Genomic DNA, 23,690 nt, shown 5'->3' on the forward strand with positions numbered 1-23,690 from the left:
ATCATCGAGCGCTGGATCGAACGAACAACCGGCTGACCAGTGTCCTAGCCAGGTGTCCCGCACCCAGGAACGAGGCCCGGGCGACAGTTGTCGCTCCGCGGTGACCGAACACTCGGCAATCGTCTGATGTGCCCCGCAGTGCCGCGGCGCGAGAATTTCCTCTCGACCACCTTCCCCGTCTGACCGGATCCGCAGGAAGGAAGACATCATGGAAGACCTGGAGACCACAGCGGCCTATCGGAAGGTCACGGACCACCTGCGGGCCCTGCACGAACCGGCGTTCGGCCGTCCGCACGCGCTCCGGGAGCCGCACGTGACCCGCGACGGCGGGCGCGTGGTGGTGACCGGTGCGGTGCTCGACGAGCTGACCGGGCTGCCCAGGACCGTGGTGTACGCCGCGGAGGACGGGGAACTCCGCGCGGTGTCCGCCGGGCGGGGATCGGCGCGGTGGGCGCGGTTCTCCCCCGACGGCGGCATGCTCGCGTTCCTCTCCGACCGCCGTGAGGCCGGCGTGTTCCAGCTGCACCTGCTCGGGGACGGCCGGCTGGGCGAGGCGCTGCCCGCGCCCGAGGTGCCCGGAACCGTGGAGTACGCCCACTGGTCACCCGACGGCCGCGAGATCCTGCTCGGCGTCGCCGGGCTCGGCGCGGAGCTGTCCGGCGGCCAGGGCTCGGGCACGAACGCCAAGCGGGAGCGGGACGAACCGTCGTGGTTCCCGGAGGTCGACGACGGCACCGACGACGGGGCCTGGCGCAGCCTGTGGGTCTACACCGTGGCCACCGGCGCCCTGACCAGGTTGTCGCCGGAGGGCCTCAACTGCTGGGAAGCCGGGTGGTGCGGGCGGCAGGTCGTCGCGATCTCGTCCGACGCGCCGGGGGAGGACGCGTGGTACACCGCGCAGCTCAACCTGATCGACTCCGGCGGCGAGGTGCGGAAGCTGCTCGGCAGTCCCGTCCAGCTGGGCCTGCCGGCCGGTTCGCCGGACGGGACCCGGGTGGCGGTGGTCGAGGCCGTGTGCAGTGACCGCTGGGTGGTCGCCGGGGATCTGCTGCTCGTCGACCCGGCCACCGGCGCGGTGCAGCGGATCGATACCGAGGGCACGGACGTCACGCAGGTCGAATGGCTCGACGCGAACCGGCTCGGCTATCTCGGGCAGCGCCGGCTCGATTCGGTCGCCGGGATCCTCGACGTGCCCGGCGGGAAGGCCCGTGAGGTGTTCGCCACCGAGTTGTCCTGCAGCGGCGGCACCTTCTACGCGCACGGCGCGTTCACCTCGGACGGCCGGGTGCTGACCGTGCAGGATGGCTATGAGCTGCCGCCGCAACTCGTGCTCACCGGGGAGGACAGCCGGGAGGTGCTCGCCTCGGCGGCGCATCCGGGCACCGACCACCTCCGCTCGGTCGCCGGCACGGCGGAGGCCGTGACCTGGACCGCGCCGGACGGACTGGAGATCGACGGGATCCTGTGCCGCCCGGCGGGCGAGGGACCGTTCCCGCTGGTGGTCAACATCCACGGCGGGCCGATCTGGGCGTTCCAGAACTGCTGGTCGATGCGGCTCCCGTGGGTGCCGCTGCTGGTCGCGCAGGGGTACGCGGTGCTGAGCCCCAATCCCCGTGGCAGCAGCGGCCGGGGACAGGACTTCGCCGGCCGCGTGGTCGGGGACATGGGCGGCGACGACACCCACGACTTCCTGTCCGGCATCGACGCGCTGGTCGAGCGCGGCATCGCCGACAGCGCGCGGATCGGCCTGATCGGCGCCAGCTACGGCGGGTTCATGTCGTCCTGGCTGGTCACCCAGGACCGCCGGTTCGCCGCCGCGGTCCCGATCTCCCCGGTCACCGACTGGTACAGCCAGGGCTTCACGAGCAACATCTCGGCCTGGGGCAACCGGTTCCTCGACGCCGACCCCGAGCAGCCGGGCAGCAGGGCGCACACGCGCAGCCCGGTGCTGCACGTGAGCAAGGTCCGCACCCCGTGCCTGAACGTGGCCGGCGCGCTCGACCGCTGCACGCCACCGGGCCAGGCCCGGGAGTTCCACCAGGCCCTGCTCGCCCACGGCGTGCCCTCGGTGCTGGTGATCTACCCGGAGGAAGGCCACGGCGTGCGGGCGTTCCCCGCGCAGATCGACTTCCTCGCGCGGGCCCTGCAGTGGTTCGACCGGTACATGCCCGCCTCGTGACCCCGGGCGGCCGGTCACGACGTGCCCCCTGGTCCGTCGACGGGGCTTCGGACTTGACGCTTGGCGGCTGTTCCCACGCCGCCGGCGAACCACAGTCGGCTTCTCGGTCGTGAACGACCGAGCTTGCAGCTCCTCGCCGTCGATGGCGTCGACGGTCCGGGCCGCGTACGGCAGCGTGACTCACTCCCCGGCATGGCAAGCCATGCCGCGTGTCGCAGTGCCGATAACGGATCGGAGAGCCGTTCCCCAGCGAACCGGGTGCGTTCAATCCCGTCACCGCATCACCGAGAGCAACACCGAAACCACAAGCAGGGAAGCCATTCCTCTCGGGTGTGAACACGCGAGGTCCCTGGCTGGACAGCGCTGAAGTGGTCCCGTGAGGGCACGAGAATCGCAGGGAGGACGTGAGCCATGAGCCCGGAAGTCAGCGCGGATGCCGTGGTGGTCGGCGCGGGCGTGATCGGATCGGCGATCGCGCTGGAGCTGGCCAAGACAGCCCGCCGGGTCGTCGTCGTGGACCGCGCGGGCGGGGCCGGTCAGGGCTCCACGAGCGCGTCGAGTGCGGTGGTGCGGTACAACTTCTCCACCCTCGCCGGGGTCGCGGCCGCGTGGGAATCGTACTTCTGCTGGTCGGCGTGGGCCGAGCACCTCGGCCACGACGTCGGTGACCTGGCCCGGTTCGAGCGCAGCGGCCTGGTCATGCTCGACGTGGCGGCGGCCCCGCGGTCGGCCTGGCTGCCGTTGTTCGACCAGGTCGGTGTCCCGTACGAGGAATGGGACGCGGCCACGCTCGCCGACCGGGTACCGGGCATCGATCCGGGCCGGTACTGGCCGCCGAAGCGCATCGACGACGACCGGTTCTGGGCGGACCCGGAGGACTCCCTCGGCGGGGTCTACACCCCGGACGCCGGGTACATCACCGATCCCCAGCTGGCGGCGCAGAACCTCGCCGCCGCGGCGGTCGCGGAAGGTGCCGAGTTCCGCTTCCGCAGCACGGTGACCGCGGTCGAATCCGCCGATGGCCGAGTGACCGCGGTCGTGCTCGCGGACGGCACGAAGATTTCCGCACCGATCGTGGTGAACGCCGCGGGCCCGTGGTCGGGCAAGCTGAACGCGCTGGCCGGCGTCGGCTCGGACTTCACCGTCGGCGTGCGGCCGATGCGGCAGGAGGTCGCGCACGTCCTCGCGCCCGAGGGCTACCACCCGGCCGGTGGGGTCGGGCCGGCGATCGCCGACATGGACCTGGGCACGTACTTCCGCGGCGAGGTGGGCGGCGGGCTGCTCGTCGGCGGCACCGAGCCGGAATGCGATCCGTTCGAGTGGCTCGACGACCCCGACGACGCGAACCTCAACCCGACGATGGCCGTCTTCGAAGCCCAGGTGACGCGGGCGGCGCGGCGGCTGCCCGGGCTGCGGATGCCGAACCGGGCCCGTGGCGTGGTGGGTGTCTACGACGTCGCCGACGACTGGACCCCGATCTACGACCGGACCGACCTCGGCGGCTTCTACGTCGCGATCGGCACCAGCGGCAACCAGTTCAAGAACGCCCCGGTGGTCGGACGGCTGATGGCGACGCTGATCGAGCAGGTCGAGGCGGGCGCCGACCACGACCGCGAACCCGTGCGGTACAAGGGCATGCACACCGGACTGGCCGTCGACCTCGGCGGTTTCTCCCGCAAGCGCGAGCGCAATGCCGGCAGCTCCGGCACGGTGATGGGCTGACCGTCCGCCGCCGGTCACGCAGCGTGCGGGGTGGGTTCGCTCGGTCGGGTGAGCGCGCCTCCGCCGGGAGCCGGTGTGAACCCCCTGTCCGGGGGCATGGCCAGCCGTAGGAGAGACCCCGATCCGGGAGGCTGAGCTCTCATGCTGATCGTCGGGACGTCCGGATGGCAGTACGCGCACTGGCGCGAGGTCCTGTACCCGACCGGGCTGCCGCAGCGGCTGTGGCTGGAGCGGTACGCCGAGTGCTTCGACGCCGTCGAGAACAACAACGCGTTCTACCGGCTGCCCGCGCGGGAGACGTTCGAGGGCTGGCGCGACCGCACCCCCGGCCACTTCGTCATGGCCGTCAAGGCGAGCCGCTTCCTGACCCACATCAAGAGGCTCAAGGACCCGGCGGAGCCGGTGGAGAGGCTGATGGAGGCCGCCGGGGGTCTCGGCGGCAAGCTCGGACCGATCCTGCTCCAGCTTCCCCCCACCCTGCGCGCCGACCCCGAGCGGCTGGACGCCTGCCTGCGCCGCTTCCCGTCCGGTACCCGTGTGGCCGTCGAACCGCGCCACCCCTCGTGGTGGACGGACGGGGTGCGCGACGTCCTCGCCGCCCGGGGCGCCGCCCTGTGCTGGGCGGACGTCCTGGGCAGGCCCGTGACCCCGCTGTGGCGCACCACCGACTGGGGGTACCTGCGCCTCCACCAGGGCCGCGCCCGCCTGTGGCCCTCGTACGGCGAGACGTCCCTGCGCTCCTGGGTGCACCGCCTCGGCGAGCAGTGGGACGCGGCGGAGGACGTCCACGTCTATTTCAACAACGACCCGAACGGCGCGGCCGTCCGCGACGCCACGCGCTTCGCCGCCCTGGCCCGCGCCGAGGGCCGTCCGGTGACCCGCACCCCGGAGGGCGTCCCCGCTGTGCCCGCCCGGTCATAACGCCCCGTCCGCCAAGCTCCACGCGCAGCGCTCCGGAAACGCCCGAGGGCGCCCAGTGGTCACCTGGGCGCCCTCGGGCGGGGCGTCGCGTCCTAGATCTCGTCGAGGATGCGGGTCAGGGCCTTCCTGGTGTCGGACACCGGGATCGCGTCGAGGCAGAGGCGCTCCATGACCGCCTGGTAGCGGTCGAGGTCCTCACGCTTGTCGAGGTAGATCGCGCTGGTGAGCTGTTCCAGGTAGACCACGTCGGGCAGGTCGCGCTCGGCGAAGCGCAGGATGCTGAACGGGCCGCCGGCCGCGGCGTGGCCACCGGCGCTGAACGGCATCACCTGCACGGTGATGGTGGGGGACGCGATGGCCTCCAGCAGGTGCTTGATCTGGCCGCGCATCACGTCGGGGCCGCCGAGCGGGCGCCGCAGCGCCGCCTCGTCGATCACGGCCCACAGGTGGGGCGGGTTGGCGCGTTCGAGCAGCTTCTGGCGGGCCATGCGCAGGTCGACCCGCCGCTGGAGCTCGTCCTCCGCGCAGTCGGGGTGGCCGAGCATGACGACGGCGCGGGCGTAGGCCTCGGTCTGCAGCAGGCCAGGGACGAACTGGACCTCGTAGCTGCGGATGCGGGTGGCGGCCTCCTCCAGGCCGACGTACGCCTCGAACCAGTTCGGCAGCACGTCGTCGAAGTTGTGCCACCATCCGGGGCGGTTGGCCTGGGCGACCAGGGACAGCAGCGCCTCGCGCTCGGTCTCGTCGGTGACGCCGTAGAGGGTGAGCAGGTCGGCGACGTCGCGCATCCGGAAGCTGACGCGCCCGAGCTCCATGCGGCTGATCTTGGAGTGGGAGGCGCGGATCGAGTGCCCGGCGGCCTCCAAGGTGATGTTCCGGCTCTCGCGGCGCCTGCGGAGCTGCGACCCGAGAAGGATGCGCAACACCGTTGAGCTGCCGCGTTCCCGAGCCATCATGTTGAGAGGGGTCTCATCCCCTTCGGCTCGGGCTGTGATCATATCTCTTCCTTAGAACGGCAGGTCGACTCACTTCTCACGGGCATAGAGAAGTTCACGATACCCCTCACGCCCCAATCCGGATATACCCCAACATCACCCTTAGGGCACAATTTTGAACGGTCAGTAATCGACCAACCGGTCAAAAGGCCAGGTCATCGAAGTCCCCGCGCTTCGCGCCCTGGATGAAAGCCGCCATTTCGCCCCGGCTGTAAATCAGCGCGGGGCCACCCGGATGCCGGGAGTTCCGTACCGCGACACCGCCGTCCGGCAGAGGGGCCAGCTCGACGCAGTTGCCGCTCGGGTTACTGTACGCGCTCTTGCGCCATCGCACGCCGGCTTGCTCCAAGCGTGCGGTGAGCTCGGACGCGGGCATGCCGTTGGAGATTTCGTCCATCTCGCCTCTTCACATCCCCGGAAATCCAGACAAATCTGACATCTGTCTCGTAAGCCGCTCTGTGCCACGGGAGCCCCATATAGGTGGTTCAGCCCTCAAGCGACAGCATACCTCTGTGCGTATGCACGTGCATCGGTACTTGCACATGCACACTAGCTAGGGGCAATATGGCTAAGCGCTAATCGCCCCGCCGATCAGGACCTAACCTCACAAGGCTCACTTATGACTGGGTATAGGACACAACGGACGAATCCCGCTCGGGTACCGGACCACGAGTGGGACGACTGGCTGGCCGCTCTCGACCGTGTCCTGTCGCCCGCGGGCCCCTGGGCCTCTGATGACGAGACGAGCGGCGAGAAGAGCACCGACCGGCTCAGGCTCGCCCTGTGCGAACTCCGCCAGGACCCGTACGCCGCCCGCACCGCCCGCACGTTCACCACGGACACCGTGCGCGGATGGGGGCTCAGCGACCTGCTCGACGACGCCGAACTGGTCATCGGGGAGCTCGTGATCAACGCGCTGCGGCACGGGTTACGGGGCCGCCCCGCCGTCGTGTCCGCTCACACCGTGCGCGTCGTTCTGCTTCTCACCGACACCTCGCTGGTGTGCGTGGTCATCGACGAGGGCGAGGAGGTGCCGACGCCGCGCGAGCCCGACTTCGGCGACGAGGACGGACGCGGCCTCCAGGTGGTCGCGGCCATCAGCGACCGGTGGGGATGGGCGCCCCTGCGCTCCCCCGGCAAAGCCGTGTGGGCCGCCTTCGGTCTCGGCGACCGGCCCGCACCCACCGGCCGACATCTGGAGATTTGCCAGTAAATCCCGCTGAACCAGCACATCGGGCATACGCCGGAGAAAACCTTCTCCGTCCCCTCTCATCTCTTTTGAGGAAAGAACGGCCTCGGGCTCCCTCCGCCGGCGCTAGCATCGGCATTCCGGTGGAGGTGGAGCATGACGGCGCACGCGGGGTACAAGCCCCTCGGGTTCGATCCGAAGATCCCCAGCGAGGCCCGCGTCTACGACTACTACATGGGCGGCAAGGACAACTTCGCCGCCGACAGGCACGTGGCGCGGCTCGCCCTCAAGATCGCGCCCGAGCTCCCCCTCATGTGCCGTGAGGGACGCAGGTTCCTCGAACGCGTGGTGCGCCACCTCGCCGCGGCGGGGATCCGGCAGTTCATCGACGTCGGCTGCGGCCTTCCCACCCAGGGCAACGTCCACGAGATCGCCAGGGAGGCGGCCCCCGGCTCGCGGGTGGTGTACGTCGACAACGACCCGATGGTCGTCCGGCACGCCCAGGCCCTGCTGGCGGACGACGACTCGTGCACGGCCGTCATCGAGGCCGACATGCGCGACCCCCGCGCGCTCCTGAACCACCCCCGCCTGACCGAAGTGATCGACCTGGAGCAGCCGGTCGCGATCCTGGTCCTCTTCACGCTGGTCGGGATCTCCGACGACGACGCCGCGCACGCCATCGTCCGCGGGTTCCGCGAGGCGGTCGCCCCGGGCAGCTACCTCGCCATCGCCCACAGCGTCTCCGACCTGTGCCCCGAGACCACCGCCAGGCTCACGGCCCTCTTCCAGGACGACGGTATGGTCTCCGACGGCCCGCGCCGCGACCAACTGCGCACCAAGGCCGAGGTCGAGCAGTTCTTCGACGGCCTGTCGCTCATCGAGCCCGGCGTGGTCTACATCGTGGACTGGCGGCCCGGCACGACGAAGGCGGAGGGCGACGGCGGCGGGGTGTGGTCGGTCGGCGGACTCGGCCGGGTGGCCGCGCGGACGGCCGCGACCGCCCCCGAACCGGCCGCCCCCGAACCGGCCGCCCCCGAACCGGCAGCCTGAGCCGACCGAGCCGACCGAGCCGACCCCGAGCCGACCGAGCCCGCCTGAGGCGATCCCCGGCGATCCCGGGCTCCGGCGCGGCCGGGCCGAAGGCGTACTGTGGGCGCATAACGGCATCGAACCTGGTCAGGGACACCGCGAGGGGGCCCTGCCGGTGCCGTCCGGCGGCGCGCGCCGTGCCGCCCGATGGAGTCGCCATGTCCGCCACCACCGTCACCCCGCCCCGGCGGGCGGTGCTCGCCCCGCTGCCGGTCGCCGTGCTCGGCCTGCTGGCGGCGTTCCCGCCGTTCGCCGCCGACATGTACCTGCCGGGTTTCCCGGCCATCGCCCGCGACCTGCGCACCACTCCCCTGGGCGTGCAGTCGACGATCACGGCGCTACTGCTCGGGATGGCCGCGGGCCTGTTCCTGACCGGCGCGCTCGCCGACCGGTACGGCCGCCGCCGCACGCTGCTCCCCTGCCTGGCCCTGTGCGCCCTGGCCGGTGCGGTCTGCGCCCTCGCCCCGGGCATCGGGACGCTGATCGGCGCCCGGTTCGTCCAAGGGCTCACCGGCGCGGCGTGCGTCGTGATCGCCCGTGCCGTCGTCTCCGACGCCACCGAGGGCCGGGAGGCGGCCCGCCTCTTCGGCCTCATGATGACCGTCCTCGGCATCGCGCCCGTGGTGGCGCCGCTCGTGGGCGGCATCGTGGCGAGCGCCGCGGGCTGGCGCGCCGTCTTCTGGGCGCTGGCGGCACTGACCCTGCTGATGTTCGCGGCCGCGGTGGTTGCCGTTCCCGAGACGCCGCCCGGGCGCGTGCGGCCCCTGCGGGAGCCCGGTGCGCCGGTGGGCGGCCTCCTGCTGGACCGCCCGTTCCTCGGGTACGCGGTGGCCTTCGCCCTGGCCTTCGGCGCGCTGACGGCGTTCCTGGCCGCGTCGCCGTTCGTGCTGCGCAGTGTGTACGGCCTGTCGACCGAGGCGTACTCGCTGATCATCGCCGTCTACGCGCTGGTGCTCACGCTGGTCGCCACGGCCGGCGCCCACCTGGTGTACCGCCACACGCCCCACCGGCTGCTGGAGGGCGGGCTGACGGTGCTGCTGGCAGCCTCGGCCACCCTGTGCGGCCTCGCGCTCACCGGCGCGCTGCCGCTCGCCGCCTGCCTGCCGTTGCTGCTGGTCGCGGTCGCGTCCCTGGGGCTGGTGCTCGGCAACGCCTGCGCGCCCGCCCTCGGGCGGACGCCCCGGGCCGCGGGAGCCGCCGCGACGTTCCTGGCCGCCGCGCAGTTCACGGCCGGGGCGATCACCGCGCTTCTGGCCGGGATCGGCGGCGACCACGCGGCGGCCATGGGCCTGGTGATGACGGTCTGCGCCCTGGTGGCGCTCTTCGTCGTGGCGACGACGCGGGGCACCATGGACGTGACGAGACGCGAACGCCTTGATACCGGACGTATCGGTATCGGGTCTTGCGATCAACCCCGGTGACGCACACACTCGAAGCGGGCGAGCCGACTCACGGCGCGTTCTGGGGGTGGTCCTCGTGCACGATGGCTACAGCACTCGCGAAACCTGGCCCTTCGAGTGCCCGCGGTGCCTCATGATCTGGGAAGAGGATTACACCGTCCGGCATCTCACCGACCGCCACGGCAACGTGGTGGAGGTCTGGTCGCTCGGCGGGGTGCTGGTCCAGCCACCGTGGTCGGGCACGTGGTGCCCGGGCTGCGGCGACACCGACGTCAAGATCTTCCCCCGCGGTTATCTCTCCCGACATCCGGAGCTTCGCCTCACCACCCGCGCCGCGCCGCCCCTCCCGGAGCCCGTGGCGGGCGGTGAGCCGATCACGGCGGCGTCCGAGCCGCCGCCCGCCGTTCCCCCCGCGGCGGCCTCTCGGCGCCCTCTCGTCCATCCGAGGCATCCGGTGCTCTACGCGCTGGCCGGCCTCTCGGTGCTGCTCGTCGCGGGGCTTGAGTTGCTCCAGCTCCTCAGGGCGGCTCACCCCGTGCACTGACGGCGCCGCGGGGCGTGGCGCGCACGGGACGAAAACTTTCCCGGCGCCACCCCGAGGCACGTGTCAGCGGTACGGCGCGCCGCGCCACGCGGGGCGGGCTCACCGCCCCTGCGATGATCTCGAATGATTACGGTCCGTTGGTACCGTCCGGACGATCGAGCCCCAATATGTCAGTGATCTCGTGGGAGAAAGATCGATTGCCGCCCGCGCGTCGGCACGAATCAGACTTAACTTTTGCCTCATACCCCGTAAAATCCGCCGATGTGAACGATGGTCACCACGTCCCACAGGAGCTTCCGGTCCGCGAACGCTCGTTCCGGACCAGCTCCGGCAGGCACCGGCGCCCGGTGCCCGCGCATCTGCCTCCGGACGCGCCCGCACTCGTGCTGGCCGCGCCCGGCACCGGCGGCGACATCCCAGCGGCCGTCAAGACCATCGTCAGCGTCGATCATCCCCAGCTCGACGTGCGCCTGATCCACCTGGGCGACGCCAAGACCAACCTGGCCGAGACGCTTACCGAATGCGCCGCCAAACGGCCCGCCGGATCGCCCGCCGCCATCGTCGTCCCGCTGGTCACCGGCCCTCACCAGCAGGTCTACCGGGCCATCCGGGAGGCCGTCGCCGAGAGCGACGTCATGACCACCATCGCCGACCCGCTCGGGCCGCATCCGATGCTGGCCGAGGCGCTGCACGTCAAGCTGGCCGAGAGCGGGCTCGCCCGCGCCGACCGCATGCGCCTGTTCAACATCGCCGCGCCGGTGGACGGCATCATCGTGGCGACCGTCGGCGGCCAGGAGGCCGTGCGCGCGGCGGACGCGACGGTCGTCCTGCTCGCCGCCCGGCTCACCCTGCCCGTGGTCGCCGCCTCGCTGGACGCCTCGCCCGGCGTCGGGGACGCCGCGCAGCGGCTGCGCAACATCGGCGCCTCCCGCCTGGCGCTCGCGCCCTTCCTGATCGGGCCGGAGATCGACCCGCTGAAGATCACGAAGGCCGCCGAGTCCGTGGGCGCCGGGTGCTCCGATCCCATCGGCGCGCACACCGCGGTCGCCCAGCTCGTCGCGCTCAGCTACGGTAGCTCGCTCACCGGCGTCGACCCCGACCTGCCCTAGGCGGTCACATCCTCCGCCGCGTCCCGTCCGCCGCGAGGGCCGGATTCACGTCCGGCCACGTGTGCACGGGCTCCTCACCTCCCCACCCCAGATGGAGCCCCACCCTTGACTCCACGTGCGCGGCCCCGGCCGTTCCGGCGGGCCCACCGGGAGCCGCGCGCGGAGATCACGGGAACCCATTGACGCCGCACCGGCTAGTCGGTATGCCTGAACAGCGCCATTGTTTGACGCGCTCCCCGGGCTGAAGCCCGGGGATTCCGCCTGTGCCGCGCATGCTCACGCGGCGGCACTTCGGTGGCTTCCTGCTTCCTCGACCGTGCCCTTCTCACCGCGCCGGGGCGCGGAGGTCCGGGTCTTACCAGTCTCCACAGGCGTTTTGGGTCTCCGCTTCCCGCCCATCTCAGGCACGGGTTTCCGTCCAGCGGCGACCTGCCGCCTCCCGGCGGCCAATATGTTACGCGCGGCGTTGACATCCCGATCGTGGACCGCCCCGCAGGCACAGGTCCACTCCCGGACCCTCAACGGCATCGACTCGGCGACGGCCCCGCAGTCCGAGCACAGCTTGGAGGAGGGAAACCACCGGTCGATCCGATGAAAGACCCGCCCATACAGCGCGGCCTTGTACTCCAACATGGTCACGAACGCCGACCAGCCCGCGTCATGCACGGACTTGGCCAGCCGGGTGCGCGCCAGTCCCGCCACGGCCAGATCTTCCACGATCACCGCTTGGTTCTCACGGATGATCTTCGTGGCGAGCTGGTGGTGGAACTCACGGCGCGCGTCGGCGACCTTGGCGTGCTGCCGGGCGACCTTCTGCCGGGCCTTGGCCCGGTTGTTCGACTCCTTGGCCTTACGGGCGAGCGCCCGCTGGAGCTTCTTGAGTTTCTTCTCCGCCCTGCGCAGGAAACGCGGCGAGTCGATCTTCCGCCCGTTCGACAGGACCGCGAAGTGCCCCAACCCCAGGTCGATACCGGTCTCGGCGTCCACGGGCGCGAGAGGGCGTTCGCCGATCTCGACCACGAAAGAGGCAAAATACCTGCCGGCCGCGTCCTTGACCACCGTCACGCTGGACGGGTCGGCGGGCAGGGAACGGGACCAGCGGACCTCCACGTCCCCGATCTTCGGCAGGCGCAACCTCCCGCCCGTGGTGATGGAGAACCGGGCGTTCTTCGTGAATCGGACCGCCTGCCGGTTGTCCTTGCGGGACCGGAACCGGGGCGGGCCCACCTTCGGCCCCTTCCGCCTCCCGGCGATCGAGTCGAAGAAGTTCCGGAACGCCTGGTTCAGGTCCGCCAGCGCCTGCTGCAACACCACAGCCGACACCTCACCCAGCCAGCAGCGCTCCGGGGTCTTCTTCGCCTCGGAGATGACCCGCTTGGACAGCTCGCCGTCCGAAATGTACGGCAACCCGGCCGCATGGGCGTCGGACCGTGCGCGCAGACCGTCGTTGAACACCACCCGCGCGCACCCGAACGCCTCGGCCAGCTCGGCACGCTGACCAGCGGTCGGGTAGAGGCGGAAGTTGTACCTGAGCTGCACGGCGCCAACGGTATCCCGGTACCGGGCCGGGCGAATGGGTGTTCGAGAACTCGCGACCACCTGGGGCGCCTACTTCTTCACCGGTGAGCCGGCCATCGCCGAACGCCACTGGGAACCGCGCACCGTCCTCGTCCGCCACGCCTGGCGGATCGAACGGCACGACCATCTCGACTCCGCAGGGTAACGCCGATCCGCCCTTGGCGGCGGATCGGCTTTCCCTGCCCCGCTACGCGGGACAGTCCGCTTCACCCCCGGCCTGAAGGCCGGAGCACTACGGACTAACCCGGCAGCGAGGAGGTGGAGATCCGGGCCGATCAGCGGCAGGAGTCCGGGGCACTGCCAGGTGGAGGGACTGCCATGGCGGGGGTATGCGTGTGATGATTGCGCTGCCCGTGGTTTCCCTCATAGGACCAATAGTCATCTGGCCGTCGTGCCGCTAGGGGGGCCGATTCAGTGCGCCAAGCCCGGCCGGGCCGTGTCCGCGTCTTCGCCGTCCTGTTCCTGCTCACGTTCACCTCCGCCGCCATCGGCGGGGTGATCGCGGGGATGAAGATAACCGAACTGCGCGACGCGGCGCGCGCGCAGGAGAGCCGGCTCGCCTCGCTGCAGAGCAGGGTGAGCACCGTCAGCAAGGAGACAGACCAGCTCCGCGACGAGCGGGACGCCGCCAAGAAGGCCATCGCGGCGCTGGAGAAGCAGTCCGGAACGTCCGTGAAGGACGTCACCGAGATCTTCCGGGACGGGCTGACGCTGACCCGGACGAGTGTGCTGGACGCCGCCCTCCCGAAGGACCCGCTCAGCGTTCCCCTCCGGCAGACGAACTGCCGGTCGGACTTCGACAACTGGGCGTGCGAGGACTTCACGACCATCTCGGCGTCGCTCGCGCCGTGCGAGACCGGCGAGCCGTGCCTGTCGCAGACGTGGGTGGACGGCGCCGTGGCCCTCTCCAAGAGCGACGACCCGGCCGCCTCGACGTGGTCGGGGACGGGCACTCCGGTAGGGGTGCAGTTCCAGTGTGGCGGCGCCGACGCCAGCGCCGAGATGACGTGGAGCTTCACGTTCGAGCCCCACGCGGCCGCCTACGACGCCCGCGGCCGGAAGTGGCGGGTCACCGAATTCTCGGCCGAGTTCCAGCTCCAGACCTCCCCGGACTCGGCCTGCCCCGAATTCACGGCGTCGTGGAGCCTGCCCGACGGCACCGCCTCCTGACGCCCCGGACATCGCCCCTCGCCGGGATCTCACCGGCCGCCGGCCGCCATGTCCACGCTCGGCATCGCCTCGGCGTCATCCGCCGCCACATCCTGGGACGCCGCTTCGAGCGGGTCACGCGGGGTAGGCGTGGGTTTCGGTGGCTTTGACGGAGGCCCAGACGGTCTGGCCGGGGGTCAGGTCCAGGTCCGCCACTGCGGCGGGGGTGATGTCGGCGGAGGCGGTGATCGGGCCCGCCAGGTGGACGCGGACGTTGTCGCCGTGTCGTTCGATGCCCTCGATGCGCGCCTGCCAGAGGTTGCGCGGGGTGCCGTCCGGCCGGGTGCGGTAGAGGGCGACGGCGGCCGGTGAGAACGTGACGAACGCCGGGCCCTGGAGGTGCTCGGCGACGCTGAACGCCATGCCGCCGACCTCGACCCGCCGCTCGGCGGCCGTGCCCCGGTACAGGTTGAGGCCGACCAGGCGGGCGACGTAGTCGGTGCGGGGACGGCGGGCGACCTCTGCGGGCGTGCCGCTCTGGACGATCGCGCCGTCCTCGACGACCACGAGCCGGTCGGCCAGCACCATCGCGTCCAGCGGGTCGTGGGTGACGAGCACGGCGGCGCCGTCGAAGTCGTCCAGGTGGCGGCGCAGCTGGGAGCGGATCTCCAGGCGGGTGTGCGCGTCGAGCGCGGCGAGCGGCTCGTCCAGCAGGAGCAGCCGGGGCCGGACGGCCAGCGCGCGGGCCAGGGCGACCCGCTGCGCCTGGCCGCCGGACAAGGAGCGGGGACGGGAGGAGGCGTGCGCGGACAGCCCGACGCGTTCCAGCAGGGCGGCGGCGGTGCGGCGGGCCTCGGCCTTGGAGGCGCCGTGACAGCGCGGCCCGAAGGCCACGTTATCCAGGGCGGACAGGTGCGGGAACAGCAGGTAGTCCTGGAAGACCATGCCAATGGGCCGATTCTCGGCGGGCAGGCCGTGCAGCGGACGGCCGTCGAGGTGAACGCGCCCTCCCTCGGACAGGGCGGCCAGCCCGGCGAGGGCCCGCAGCGCGGTGGTCTTGCCGGCGCCGTTCGGCCCGAGCAGCGCCAAGACCTCCCCGGGCGCGACCTCCAGCTCGACGTCGAGGACGAAGGCGGGCCGCGTGACGACGAGCCGTGCCCGCAGCCCGCCGTCCGCACCGGTGCCGGTCATCGTCGCTCCAGTGGTCCGGCCGGAGCGGTGACATGCGGGACAGTCATGGGGACGTCACCCACCTGTCGCGCAGGGCGGCGAGGATGGCCACCGAGACGGCGAGCAGCACCAGGCTGAGGACGATGGCGGACTCGGGGTCGGTCTCCAGGGCCAGGTACACGGCCAGGGGCATGGTCTGGGTGCGGCCGGGGAAGTTGCCGGCGAAGGTGATGGTCGCGCCGAACTCCCCCAGGGCGCGCGCCCAGCACAGGACGGCCCCGGCCACGACCCCCGGCGCCACCAGGGGCAGTGTGACGCGGTGGAAGACGGTCCAGCGCGAGGCGCCGAGGGTGGCGGCGGCCTCCTCGAAGCGCGGGTCGGCGCCCCGCAGCGCGCCCTCGACGCTGATGACCAGGAACGGCATCGCGACGAACGCCTCGGCCACGACGACGCCCGCCGTGGTGAACGGCAGCGACACGCCGAAGGCGGCATCCAGCCACTGACCCACCAGCCCGCGCCGGCCGAGCACCAGCAGCAGCGCCACTCCCCCGACTACGGGCGGCAGCACGAGCGGGACGGTGATCAGCGCCCGGACGACGCGCCGCCCGGGGAAGCTCACGCGGGCGAGCATCCACGCGAGCGGCACGCCGAGCAGCAGGCACAGGGCCGTGGCGATGGTCGCGGTGACCAGCGAGAGCCGCAGCGCCTCCAGTACCTGCGCCCCGGCCAGCCGCGACGGCAGCGTGGACCACGGCGCCCGTACCAGCAGCCCGGCGAGCGGCAGCACCAGAAACGCCATGCCGATCAGGGCGGGCACCAGCAGCGGCCAGGGCAGCCGGCCCATCACCCGGTCGCCCCCGGCCGCGGCCGGACGAACCCGCGTCCTGACGCGGCCGGAGGACGGCACGGGAGATGTCATCCGATGTCCGCCCGAGGCAGGACGGGTGGTGGCGTGGCCGCGGGCGGGACGTTCACGGCGCTTCGAAGCCCGCCTTGGTCAGGACGGCCTTGCCCTCCGGGGACAGCACCAGGTCGACGAACTGCCTGGCCGGCTCGGGCGCGGGGGCCTTGGTCAGCGGGGCGATCGGGTAGTCGTTGATGGCCTTGTCCGCCTCGGGGAAGGGGATGCCGGTCACCTGGCCCTGCGCGGCGAGGACGTCCGTCTTGTACACCAGGGCGGCGTCCACCTCGCCGAGCCGCACCTTGGTGAGCGTGGCCTTGACGTCCTGCTCCAGCGTGACCGGCTTGACCGTCACCCCGGCGGCGTCCAGCGCCTTGACGGCGGCGGCGCCGCACGGCACCTGCGCGGCGCACAGCGCGACCTTGACCTTCGGGTCGGCGAGGTCCGACAGCGCGTCCACCTTGGCCGGGTTGTCGGGCGGGACGGCTATCTCCAGCTTGTTGCGCACGAAGGTGACCGGCGAGGCGGCCAGCGAGGCGTCGGTGACGGTCTTCATCGTGGCGGGGCTGGCGGCGGCGAAGACGTCCGCGGGCGCTCCCTGGGTGATCTGCTGCGCGAGCGTGGCGCTGGAGCCGAAGTTGAACTTCACCGAGACGCCCGGGTGGGCGGCCTCGAAGGCCTTGCCGAGCTCGGTGAACGTCTCGGTCAGCGAGGCGGCGGCGAACACGTTCAGCGTCGTGGCCTCGGCGGCGGACGTGGACGAGGCCGGGGAAGAGGAGGCGGAGGACGCGGAGGACGCGGTGGCGGCGGGTTCGCCGGAACCGCAGCCGGACAGGCCGGTGGCGAGCGCGAGAGCGGCGGGGGCCACGACGGCCCACCGGGAGAGACGCCTGAACACCAAGGGCTCCTTACTGGTTCACCATGCGCGTGTGGTCGGGGATCTCCACGACGACGTTGGTCGACTTGATGACGGCGACCGCCACCACGCCGGGCTGGAGGCCCAGCTCGTCGGCGGCCTGCCGGCTCATCAGCGACACCACGCGGTACGGCCCCGCCGCGATCTCGACCTGGGCCATCACCGCGTCCCGGATCACCTCGGTGACGATCCCGCGGAAGCGGTTACGCGCCGAGGTCAGCCCCGAGCCGTCCTCGGTCTCGATCTGGGACCGCGCGAACGCGGCGAGGTCGACGCCGTCGAGCCGCCGGTGGCCGTTCTCGTCACGCTCGGCCGCCAGCCTGCCGGAGTCCACCCAACGGCGGACGGTGTCGGAGCTGACCCCGAGCAGCGCGGCGGCCTCGCTGATCCGGAACGTCGTCACGAACAATCACCATACCCTCGCACATCAAAGCCTCAACAGGAGGATCACGTCGCAACAGCGGCGCCATAGGGGTTGTCGTCCTGGCATCCACGAGGCCGGAAGAGATTCCCGCAGGTGGCCGCACGCGCCGTCCACGATCATGCCTGGAGGGCAAGCCGATCCGCGACGAGTACCTGATCGTCCAGGGAGCCCACCTCGCGGGCACGGGCACTCCTACTCCACCAAGTCCTGAGGGCTCTTTCTCCAGGAGTCCTGCGAGGCCCTTCGCCGCGTCCTCTGGGGCGCTTCACCTGTGTCCTCAGGGGTCGCTTCGCCGGATCCCTTCCGCTCCGGGGACTCCCGGCGCCGCGTCGCACGCCGCTCCCGACCGGCGGCGACGGGGCGCGGCCCGCCGCCGCATCGTCGTGAACCAGGCGACCCCGGCACGCGCCAGGCGGTCGCGCACCCACGCCCACTCCGGCGGACCCGCGCCCTCCTCGCCGTACCGCGCGTCGTGCTCCGCCACCGGATCCGTCACTGGATCAGCCATGCCGACCGACCCGGGTGATGAGTTGTCGCGCCCGCACCCGTCACACCTACGACGGGACACGACGAGGCGGAAGGATGACGTGATGAGTGCGGACACGCGGCTGGAGGCGCTGGGCGGGAGCGGTCTGGGCGGGAGCGGTCTGGGCGGGAGCGGTCTGGGCGGGAGCGGTCTGGGCGAGGTCGACGAGCCGGCGTTCTCGGGGCTGGCGGAGCGGCACCGGCGGGAGCTACACGTGCACTGCTACCGGATGCTCGGGTCGTTCGAGGACGCCGAGGACACCGTGCAGGAGACGTTCCTCCGTGCCTGGCGGCGGCGGGAGACCTTCGAGGGGCGGTCGACGTTCCGGGCCTGGCTGTACCGGATCGCCACCAACGCCTGCCTGGATCTGCTCGCCAAGTGCCGCCCGGAGCCTGCGACCGGCGGCGAGGTGCTGTGGCTGCAGCCCTACCCGGACCGGCTGCTCGACGAGCTACCCGCGGGCGACGCGGACGAGCCGGAGACCGTCGCCGTCGCGCGGGAGACGATCGAACTGGCGTACCTGGTCGCAGTCCAGCACCTCGCGCCGCGCCCGCGGGCCGTGCTGATCCTGCGGGACGTGCTCGGCTGGCCGGCGAAGGACGTCGCGGAGCTCCTCGGGGACTCCGTCAACTCCGTGAACAGCGCGCTGCAGCGGGCCCGCGCCGGCATGCGGGAGCACCTGCCCGCCGAGCGGCAGGACTGGACCGGCGGCGAGGAAGACGCCGGAACGCGCGAGCTGGTGCGCCGCTATACCGACGCCAGCGTGGCCACGGACGTCGACGGGCTCGCCGCACTGTTGCGGGACGACGTCCGCTGCTCGATGCCGCCCACGCCGGGCTTGTACGTCGGCCGCGACACGGTGGTGAACGACTGGGTCGAGAGCGGCTTCGAGGGCATGAAGCACCTGCGCGCCGTCCTGACATCCGTGAACCGGCAGCCCGCCGTCGCCTTCTACCTCTGGCGGAAGCGGGAGCGCGCGTACCTGCCGCTGACGATCGACGTCCTGCGCGTCACCGGCGGGGCGATCACCGAGATCGTCACGTTCCACGACGACCAGTTCCCGCGGCTCGGGCTGCCGGAGCGCCTGCCGGCGGACGGCACGGAGTAGTCCCGGTGCGGACGCTCGCACTGCGAGGTGGCGCGCGCGTCGCGGTGGTCGCGGCCGAGTGGTGCGACGCGTTCGGCGTCGTCACCCGCGGGCGGGTGCAGCTCGAGCTGCGCGACGGCGAGCCCGGGCCGGTGCTTGGCCGCGACGCCGGGTTCTGGCTCCGCGGCACCGGCGTCCGCGCCCTGCGGAACCCCGGCCGTCGCACGGCGAGGGTGCGCATCGTCACCCCCAGGGCCAGGAGCGTCACATGCCGGTCAACAAACCCCTACGCCAGTCACCGAATAATGGAGGATGACATGAACAGCATGAATGACACCGGGGTCGTCGCAGGCCCGGCATCGGGCCAGACCAGCCACACCCACCGACTCCGCGGGCTCGACGGCACCGGCTTCGTCGCCACGCTCGCAGCGATGGTGGCCACCACCCTCGCCGCTGCGGTGGCCCAGGTCGTCGGCGTCGACTTCGAGCTCCCCGATGGTGGCGAGACGATCCCGTTGCCCGGGTTCGCCGTGGTGACCGGTTTCTTCTCGGTCGTGGGCATCGTCATTGCCGTCGCTCTTCTTCGTTGGAGCGCTCGCCCCGCCGAGCGATTCGTGTGGACGGCAGTGTCGCTGACCACGATCTCGCTGGTCCCGGCCCTCCTCTCCGGGGCGAACACCGCCACCACCACCGCCCTCCTCGGGCTACACCTCGTCCCTGCGACGGTGATGATCCCCACCCTGGCGCGGAGCCTCCGCACCCGGACCGATTGACGATCCCGCAACGGGACAACGCGCGGCGCAAGGGCGTGCACGAGCGCACTAACGTGGCCCCCGGTGCTGCCCCCTCCATTCCAGGTTCCTTTTCTTGGTCAATTCGAAAGCTGAGCCGCGTGTGCGAAGAAGCACAGGGCACCTTGCGGGATGAAGACCAGAGCGACAGCTACTGAGCCTTCCATCCTGATGGTTCGGGCATTAGAAGGCTGAAGAGCGGTACCGGAGGAGATGTGCCGAACGCCGCTGCCGGTGGCGGCGCTTAGATCCGGCACAACAGGCACTGCTGGTGCCGGCCCACCCGATGGCCGACGTCAAGGCGGTTTCAGGTGAGCGTCTCACGGAGGATGCGAACAGCTCGTGGACCGACTCCGTGCATCGCCAGGAGGTCGGCATCGGTAAGGGCGGCCACCTGGGCGAGCGTGGTGATGCCGGCGCCGGTGAGGGCCCGGGTGGCGGGCCCTCCGATGGCCTTGGGCAGGTCGCCGACCTCACCGGGTGCTGCGGTATGCCCCGCGGCTAATCGCGCGGCAAGCTGCTTCGGCGCCCGCGACAGCCAGGCGCGACGCACCCAATGGTTGAGCTGTTGACCGTTGATGTCTCCGATCGTGACACGTACGCCGACCGGTGTCGCACCGCGGACCAGGCGCTGCGCGGTCGGATGCGCGACAAGGACCTCCTCGACATCCGGCATGGGAAGCCGGAGTTCCACCAGGCGGTCCTTGTCCATCGAGGCGAATCGCCTGCCGCGCACCGTGAATGCGACGATCCCTGAGCCGAGGACCTTCTCAGCGGTCTCGGGATAGGAAAGGGCAGCCTTGCGAAGCTGGGTGAGCGTCGTCATGGATGAAGCGTAAGTTGAGCCGCTCACCTCGTTCGGGTCAACAGCGGGCGGCGCCCAGTGATGGTCAGCAGGATGTCCTTAACCGGCATCTCGACCGGTTCCCCGTCACCGATCCGGACATCGGCGTCGGTGCCCCGCAACTGGATGCCCGCCAGATCGACGCCGAAGTAGGACAGGCTGCGCGGGTTGGCGTTCGTTAGGACCAGGGCCACTCGCTCGACCGGCGGCGATGGCAAACCCAACGGCTCGGTGATGTCCAAGCCGTGAATGGTGTCGTGGCTCAGCGCGCCGGCGGGGCCACCGCCCGGCGGCTGCCAAGGGTTGGCGATATTGGCCCGCAGGACGGCCAGTAGTTCGGCCCCCGACATCCGGGCAGCGTCCCTACGGGCCGCCCGGTCGGCGTACCGGTTGAACGAGAAACCGGCCGCGGCCAGCCCCACCACCACCCTGGGCAGGCTCGTACGGAAGGGCGCGGTGATGTGCGTGACGACCTCACGTACCCGCCAACCCCGGCACAGGGACGGATTGTCCCACTCGTCGTCCTGGAGTCCGGAAAGGAGACCGGCCAGTCGCTCCCGCTCGGCGCGGACGTGCGGCGTGAGGTCTGTCTGGGTCGATGACATGAACGAAAGCCTTCCGGTGGTAGCCGATGAGTCGCCTCTTATACGACCGGCAACGGCCGGACTCATCGCTCCTCGGGAATCAGGTTTCGAGGATTTTCGGCAGACCGAACTCCGCGAAGCGGTCACCGCAACCCAGGAACGTCACGATCTCGCTGATCCGCTCGCCCCGGCACTCGATCACCACCAGCGCCAACGGCGCCAACGTGCCGTTCGTGTCCGGCCGGTACTGGCCGAGTGCCCAACACCCGTTGACCAGGTCACCAGGGACGAGACGGTCCTCGGTGCAGGCGTCCGTCCCGGTCATCGCCGCGCCGATCCGGGTTGGCCCGTCCAGCCACCACGCGAACGGCGGCATCCCGGACCGGACATCGTCGGCCAGCACCGCGAGCAGCGTGGGCACGTCGTGCATCTGAAAAGCGTGCACGTACCGCTGGAGAAGATCACGCTGAGTCACGTCATGCAGGTCCGGCGGGTCGGCCCGGCGCGGCCGGTGCTCAGCCAGCGTGGCCCTGGCCCGCTGCAGCGCACTGTTCACCGCGGCCACCGACATCTCCATGACCTCGGCGGCTTCCATGGCGGCGAACCCGAGGACATCCCGCAACACCAACACCGCACGCTGACGCGGCGGCAACCACTGCAGCGCAGCGATGAAGGCCAGGCGCAGCGTCTCATGCCGGACCGCGAGCGTGGCCGGGTCAACGGTGCCCGCAAGGCGAGAGTCCGCCAACGGCTCGACCCACCGCGTTGGCGGGAGCGGGACACCGATGTCCGGGCCGGACGCGGCCGGCTCCATGTCCCAGGGCAACGCTCGCCGCTGCGCGCCGCGCAGCATATCCAGGCAGACATTCGTGGCGATCCGGTGCACCCAGGTCGAGAACCCGGCGCGGTCCGGGTCATAGCTGCCGATCGCCCGCAACGCTCGCAGCATCGTCTCCTGCACGGCGTCCTCCACCTCGCTGGCGGACCCGAGGATGCGGTAGCAGTAACCGGTCAGGGGTCCCCGCAACGCCTCCAGGCTCGTCGCCATGGAATCAGGCTCGCCGCGTACCACCACGGCATCAGTCTCCCATCCGTGAACTCGATCGCCCGGATGTGCCGATGGCTCGCGTGGCCTCTCGCCGAAAGCGAACCTCGTGTGGTCCGACACTACGGGGCATTCAAGGGCTGTTCCGGGTTGATCGTGGGTGGGCGTGTCGTCGCTGGAACTCGACAATCAAATGATCAACCAGCACCGTGCCCGCCTCCATACCAGTGATCGACTTTACCGGAACCCTTTTCTGGAGCGTGGGCTACACCGGACCGCAGGGCGGGGGCGGCCAAGTGCATCACCCTTCTGCGGTCGTTGGTTGGGGGCGTGATGGGATGTGGGGCGGGAGGTAATGACATGGAGTACGTTCGGCTTGGTTCTACCGGGATGAAGGTTTCGCGGGTCTGTCTCGGGATGATGAGCTACGGGGACCCGGGGCGCTGGCAGGACTGGGTGCTGGACGAGGAGGCCGCCGAGCCGCTGGTCAGGAAGGCCGCCGAGGCGGGGGTGACGTTCTTCGACACCGCCGACACCTACTCGGCCGGCGCCAGCGAGGAGGTCACGGGCAGCCTGCTCCGGAAGATCTTCACCCGGCGCGAGGAGTACGTCCTGGCGACCAAGGTGTTCTTCCCCGTCGAGAAGGCCACCAACGACCACGGGCTCTCGCGCAAGCACATCCACGCGGCCATCGACGCCTCGCTCACCCGCCTGGGCACCGACTACGTGGACCTGTACCAGATCCACCGCTGGGACGAGAACACCCCCATCGAGGAGACGATGGAGGCCCTCAACGACCTCGTCCGCGCGGGCAAGGTCCGCTACATCGGCGCCTCGAGCATGTACGCCTGGCAGTTCGCCAAGGCCCAGCATGTCGCCGAGTCGCACGGCTGGACAAAGTTCGCGTCCATGCAGAATCATCACAACAAGTGGTTCACTTCAGGCATGAAGAAATCCGCCTGCACTCTCGCGGCGTAGCGCCACCCGCATTGGCCATCACTACTCCCTTGACCTGCACGTCTGCTCAACGTTCCAAACCGAAGCCTCTTATCGATCTTGAACGACAGTCCCGACTCGGCGAGGATCTTCTCTACATGGTCAAGGCGGCAGCGCTCCGCGCCGCCGCACCCGGCCCATAGCTCTGCCGCTCGCCGGGCGTGCGGCCTTTGGGGGCCGGTCCCAGCGGCGGCAGCAACGGGCCGCTCCGCCGCACCGAGCATGCGCCGCACCGCGCGAACCCGCCGCACCCCGGAGCGCTGCCGCCTCCAAGGCATATGGATGGGGCGACAACGCGGGTCGGGGGAAGTCACCGCGTCGCCGCCCCAGCTAAAGAGGGCACTCAATTCCCCGTGCGTATCCGTGCCCTAGAAAGACAACTCATCTCGTGGCGCACCTCGCAGCCATTCCGCCACAGCCCCCACGACCATACGGAACCGGCGGGAGAATGCAGACCTTTTGGGAAACCCCGGATGTGCCATAGCGCCCCCTCCATATGAGGAGCTAGGTTTGTAGTGAACCCCCGGCAGC

General features: G+C 70.9%; 23 protein-coding genes and 2 pseudogenes. 14 read left to right on the forward strand and 11 right to left on the reverse strand.

Annotation, left to right across the window (positions count from 1 at the left end; translation table 11 throughout):
* Window positions 1-208: 208 nt before the first annotated feature.
* The 3 genes from AB0M95_RS03920 (at window position 209) to AB0M95_RS03930 (ending at window position 4,822) form a co-directional block, all read left to right on the forward strand.
* On the forward strand, window positions 209-2,179 hold the full coding sequence (locus tag AB0M95_RS03920; protein ID WP_363759039.1) for a S9 family peptidase: 1,971 nt from the start codon (window positions 209-211) through the stop codon (window positions 2,177-2,179).
* A gap of 411 nt (window positions 2,180-2,590) precedes the next feature.
* Window positions 2,591-3,901, forward strand: coding sequence for an FAD-binding oxidoreductase (locus tag AB0M95_RS03925; RefSeq protein WP_363759042.1), 1,311 nt, complete (start codon window positions 2,591-2,593; stop codon window positions 3,899-3,901).
* Between the two features lie 141 nt (window positions 3,902-4,042).
* Window positions 4,043-4,822, forward strand: a complete 780-nt coding sequence (locus AB0M95_RS03930; RefSeq protein WP_358509096.1) for a DUF72 domain-containing protein — start codon at window positions 4,043-4,045, stop codon at window positions 4,820-4,822.
* A gap of 92 nt (window positions 4,823-4,914) precedes the next feature.
* On the opposite strand, the gene AB0M95_RS03935 is transcribed toward AB0M95_RS03930, so the two are convergent.
* Together AB0M95_RS03935 and AB0M95_RS03940 are read right to left on the reverse strand one after the other, a co-directional pair.
* The gene (locus tag AB0M95_RS03935) at window positions 4,915-5,820 is read right to left on the reverse strand and encodes a helix-turn-helix transcriptional regulator (protein ID WP_363759046.1); all 906 of its coding nucleotides are present in this window, start codon (window positions 5,818-5,820) and stop codon (window positions 4,915-4,917) included.
* 139 nt (window positions 5,821-5,959) lie between these two features.
* Window positions 5,960-6,214 (reverse strand): DUF397 domain-containing protein, encoded by a 255-nt coding sequence (locus AB0M95_RS03940; RefSeq protein WP_363759049.1) that lies wholly within the window; start codon window positions 6,212-6,214, stop codon window positions 5,960-5,962.
* A gap of 222 nt (window positions 6,215-6,436) precedes the next feature.
* Here AB0M95_RS03940 and AB0M95_RS03945 point away from each other — a divergent pair, with 222 nt between their 5' ends.
* From AB0M95_RS03945 to AB0M95_RS03965, 5 genes are all read left to right on the forward strand, one after another.
* Window positions 6,437-7,030: an ATP-binding protein gene (locus tag AB0M95_RS03945; protein WP_363759052.1), complete on the forward strand. Its 594-nt coding sequence runs from the start codon at window positions 6,437-6,439 to the stop codon at window positions 7,028-7,030.
* Between the two features lie 132 nt (window positions 7,031-7,162).
* Complete coding sequence (locus AB0M95_RS03950; protein ID WP_363759055.1) at window positions 7,163-8,056, forward strand: SAM-dependent methyltransferase; 894 nt, start codon at window positions 7,163-7,165, stop codon at window positions 8,054-8,056.
* 197 nt (window positions 8,057-8,253) lie between these two features.
* A complete protein-coding gene (locus AB0M95_RS03955) occupies window positions 8,254-9,516 on the forward strand; it encodes a multidrug effflux MFS transporter (protein WP_363759058.1) in 1,263 nt (420 codons plus the stop codon).
* Window positions 9,517-9,628: 112 nt separating this feature from the next.
* Complete coding sequence (locus AB0M95_RS03960; RefSeq protein ID WP_363759061.1) at window positions 9,629-10,039, forward strand: hypothetical protein; 411 nt, start codon at window positions 9,629-9,631, stop codon at window positions 10,037-10,039.
* A 263-nt stretch (window positions 10,040-10,302) separates the two neighbouring features.
* Window positions 10,303-11,148, forward strand: coding sequence for a hypothetical protein (locus AB0M95_RS03965; protein WP_363759064.1), 846 nt, complete (start codon window positions 10,303-10,305; stop codon window positions 11,146-11,148).
* A gap of 276 nt (window positions 11,149-11,424) precedes the next feature.
* Here AB0M95_RS03965 and AB0M95_RS03970 read toward each other — a convergent pair whose 3' ends face one another.
* Window positions 11,425-12,687, reverse strand: a complete 1,263-nt coding sequence (locus AB0M95_RS03970; RefSeq protein WP_363759067.1) for a transposase — start codon at window positions 12,685-12,687, stop codon at window positions 11,425-11,427.
* Window positions 12,688-12,721: 34 nt separating this feature from the next.
* Here AB0M95_RS03970 and AB0M95_RS03975 point away from each other — a divergent pair, with 34 nt between their 5' ends.
* Together AB0M95_RS03975 and AB0M95_RS03980 are read left to right on the forward strand one after the other, a co-directional pair.
* The gene (locus tag AB0M95_RS03975; RefSeq protein WP_363759070.1) at window positions 12,722-12,871 is read left to right on the forward strand and encodes a hypothetical protein; all 150 of its coding nucleotides are present in this window, start codon (window positions 12,722-12,724) and stop codon (window positions 12,869-12,871) included.
* Window positions 12,872-13,140: 269 nt separating this feature from the next.
* On the forward strand, window positions 13,141-13,896 hold the full coding sequence (locus AB0M95_RS03980) for a hypothetical protein (RefSeq protein ID WP_363759073.1): 756 nt from the start codon (window positions 13,141-13,143) through the stop codon (window positions 13,894-13,896).
* Window positions 13,897-14,010: 114 nt separating this feature from the next.
* On the opposite strand, the gene AB0M95_RS03985 is transcribed toward AB0M95_RS03980, so the two are convergent.
* From AB0M95_RS03985 to AB0M95_RS04005, 5 genes are all read right to left on the reverse strand, one after another.
* Window positions 14,011-15,066 carry an ABC transporter ATP-binding protein gene (locus tag AB0M95_RS03985; RefSeq protein WP_363759076.1) on the reverse strand — a complete coding sequence of 352 codons (1,056 nt, stop codon included), beginning with the start codon at window positions 15,064-15,066 and terminating at the stop codon, window positions 14,011-14,013.
* A 43-nt stretch (window positions 15,067-15,109) separates the two neighbouring features.
* Window positions 15,110-15,889, reverse strand: a complete 780-nt coding sequence (locus tag AB0M95_RS03990; RefSeq protein ID WP_363759150.1) for an ABC transporter permease — start codon at window positions 15,887-15,889, stop codon at window positions 15,110-15,112.
* A 127-nt stretch (window positions 15,890-16,016) separates the two neighbouring features.
* Window positions 16,017-16,844 (reverse strand): molybdate ABC transporter substrate-binding protein, encoded by an 828-nt coding sequence (gene modA, locus AB0M95_RS03995; RefSeq protein ID WP_363759079.1) that lies wholly within the window; start codon window positions 16,842-16,844, stop codon window positions 16,017-16,019.
* Between the two features lie 10 nt (window positions 16,845-16,854).
* A complete protein-coding gene (locus AB0M95_RS04000) occupies window positions 16,855-17,265 on the reverse strand; it encodes a helix-turn-helix transcriptional regulator (RefSeq protein WP_363759082.1) in 411 nt (136 codons plus the stop codon).
* A 298-nt stretch (window positions 17,266-17,563) separates the two neighbouring features.
* Window positions 17,564-17,794 (reverse strand): hypothetical protein, encoded by a 231-nt coding sequence (locus AB0M95_RS04005; RefSeq protein ID WP_363759085.1) that lies wholly within the window; start codon window positions 17,792-17,794, stop codon window positions 17,564-17,566.
* 82 nt (window positions 17,795-17,876) lie between these two features.
* On the opposite strand from AB0M95_RS04005, the gene AB0M95_RS04010 reads away from it, so the two are divergent.
* From AB0M95_RS04010 to AB0M95_RS04020, 3 genes and pseudogenes are all read left to right on the forward strand, one after another.
* Window positions 17,877-18,920: an RNA polymerase subunit sigma-70 gene (locus tag AB0M95_RS04010; protein ID WP_363759088.1), complete on the forward strand. Its 1,044-nt coding sequence runs from the start codon at window positions 17,877-17,879 to the stop codon at window positions 18,918-18,920.
* 5 nt (window positions 18,921-18,925) lie between these two features.
* Window positions 18,926-19,672, forward strand: coding sequence for a DUF6069 family protein (locus AB0M95_RS04015; protein WP_363759091.1), 747 nt, complete (start codon window positions 18,926-18,928; stop codon window positions 19,670-19,672).
* 223 nt (window positions 19,673-19,895) lie between these two features.
* Window positions 19,896-19,973 (forward strand): annotated as a pseudogene (locus tag AB0M95_RS04020) (IS5/IS1182 family transposase); the annotation flags it as partial.
* A 24-nt stretch (window positions 19,974-19,997) separates the two neighbouring features.
* Here the strand turns inward: AB0M95_RS04020 and AB0M95_RS04025 are convergent.
* The 3 genes from AB0M95_RS04025 to AB0M95_RS04035 all read right to left on the reverse strand — a co-directional run bounded on the left by AB0M95_RS04025 (window position 19,998) and on the right by AB0M95_RS04035 (window position 22,166).
* On the reverse strand, window positions 19,998-20,516 hold the full coding sequence (locus AB0M95_RS04025) for a hypothetical protein (RefSeq protein WP_363759094.1): 519 nt from the start codon (window positions 20,514-20,516) through the stop codon (window positions 19,998-20,000).
* 23 nt (window positions 20,517-20,539) lie between these two features.
* Window positions 20,540-21,139: a maleylpyruvate isomerase family mycothiol-dependent enzyme gene (locus AB0M95_RS04030; RefSeq protein ID WP_358509260.1), complete on the reverse strand. Its 600-nt coding sequence runs from the start codon at window positions 21,137-21,139 to the stop codon at window positions 20,540-20,542.
* A 79-nt stretch (window positions 21,140-21,218) separates the two neighbouring features.
* Window positions 21,219-22,166, reverse strand: coding sequence for an RNA polymerase subunit sigma-70 (locus tag AB0M95_RS04035; RefSeq protein ID WP_363759097.1), 948 nt, complete (start codon window positions 22,164-22,166; stop codon window positions 21,219-21,221).
* A gap of 357 nt (window positions 22,167-22,523) precedes the next feature.
* On the opposite strand from AB0M95_RS04035, the pseudogene AB0M95_RS04040 reads away from it, so the two are divergent.
* Window positions 22,524-23,090: pseudogene (locus AB0M95_RS04040) on the forward strand (aldo/keto reductase); the annotation flags it as partial.
* Between the last annotated feature and the right edge of the window lie 600 nt (window positions 23,091-23,690).

It is taken from the genome of Sphaerisporangium sp. NPDC051017, assembly GCF_040683095.1.
Taxonomy (GTDB): Bacteria; Actinomycetota; Actinomycetes; order Streptosporangiales; family Streptosporangiaceae; genus Sphaerisporangium.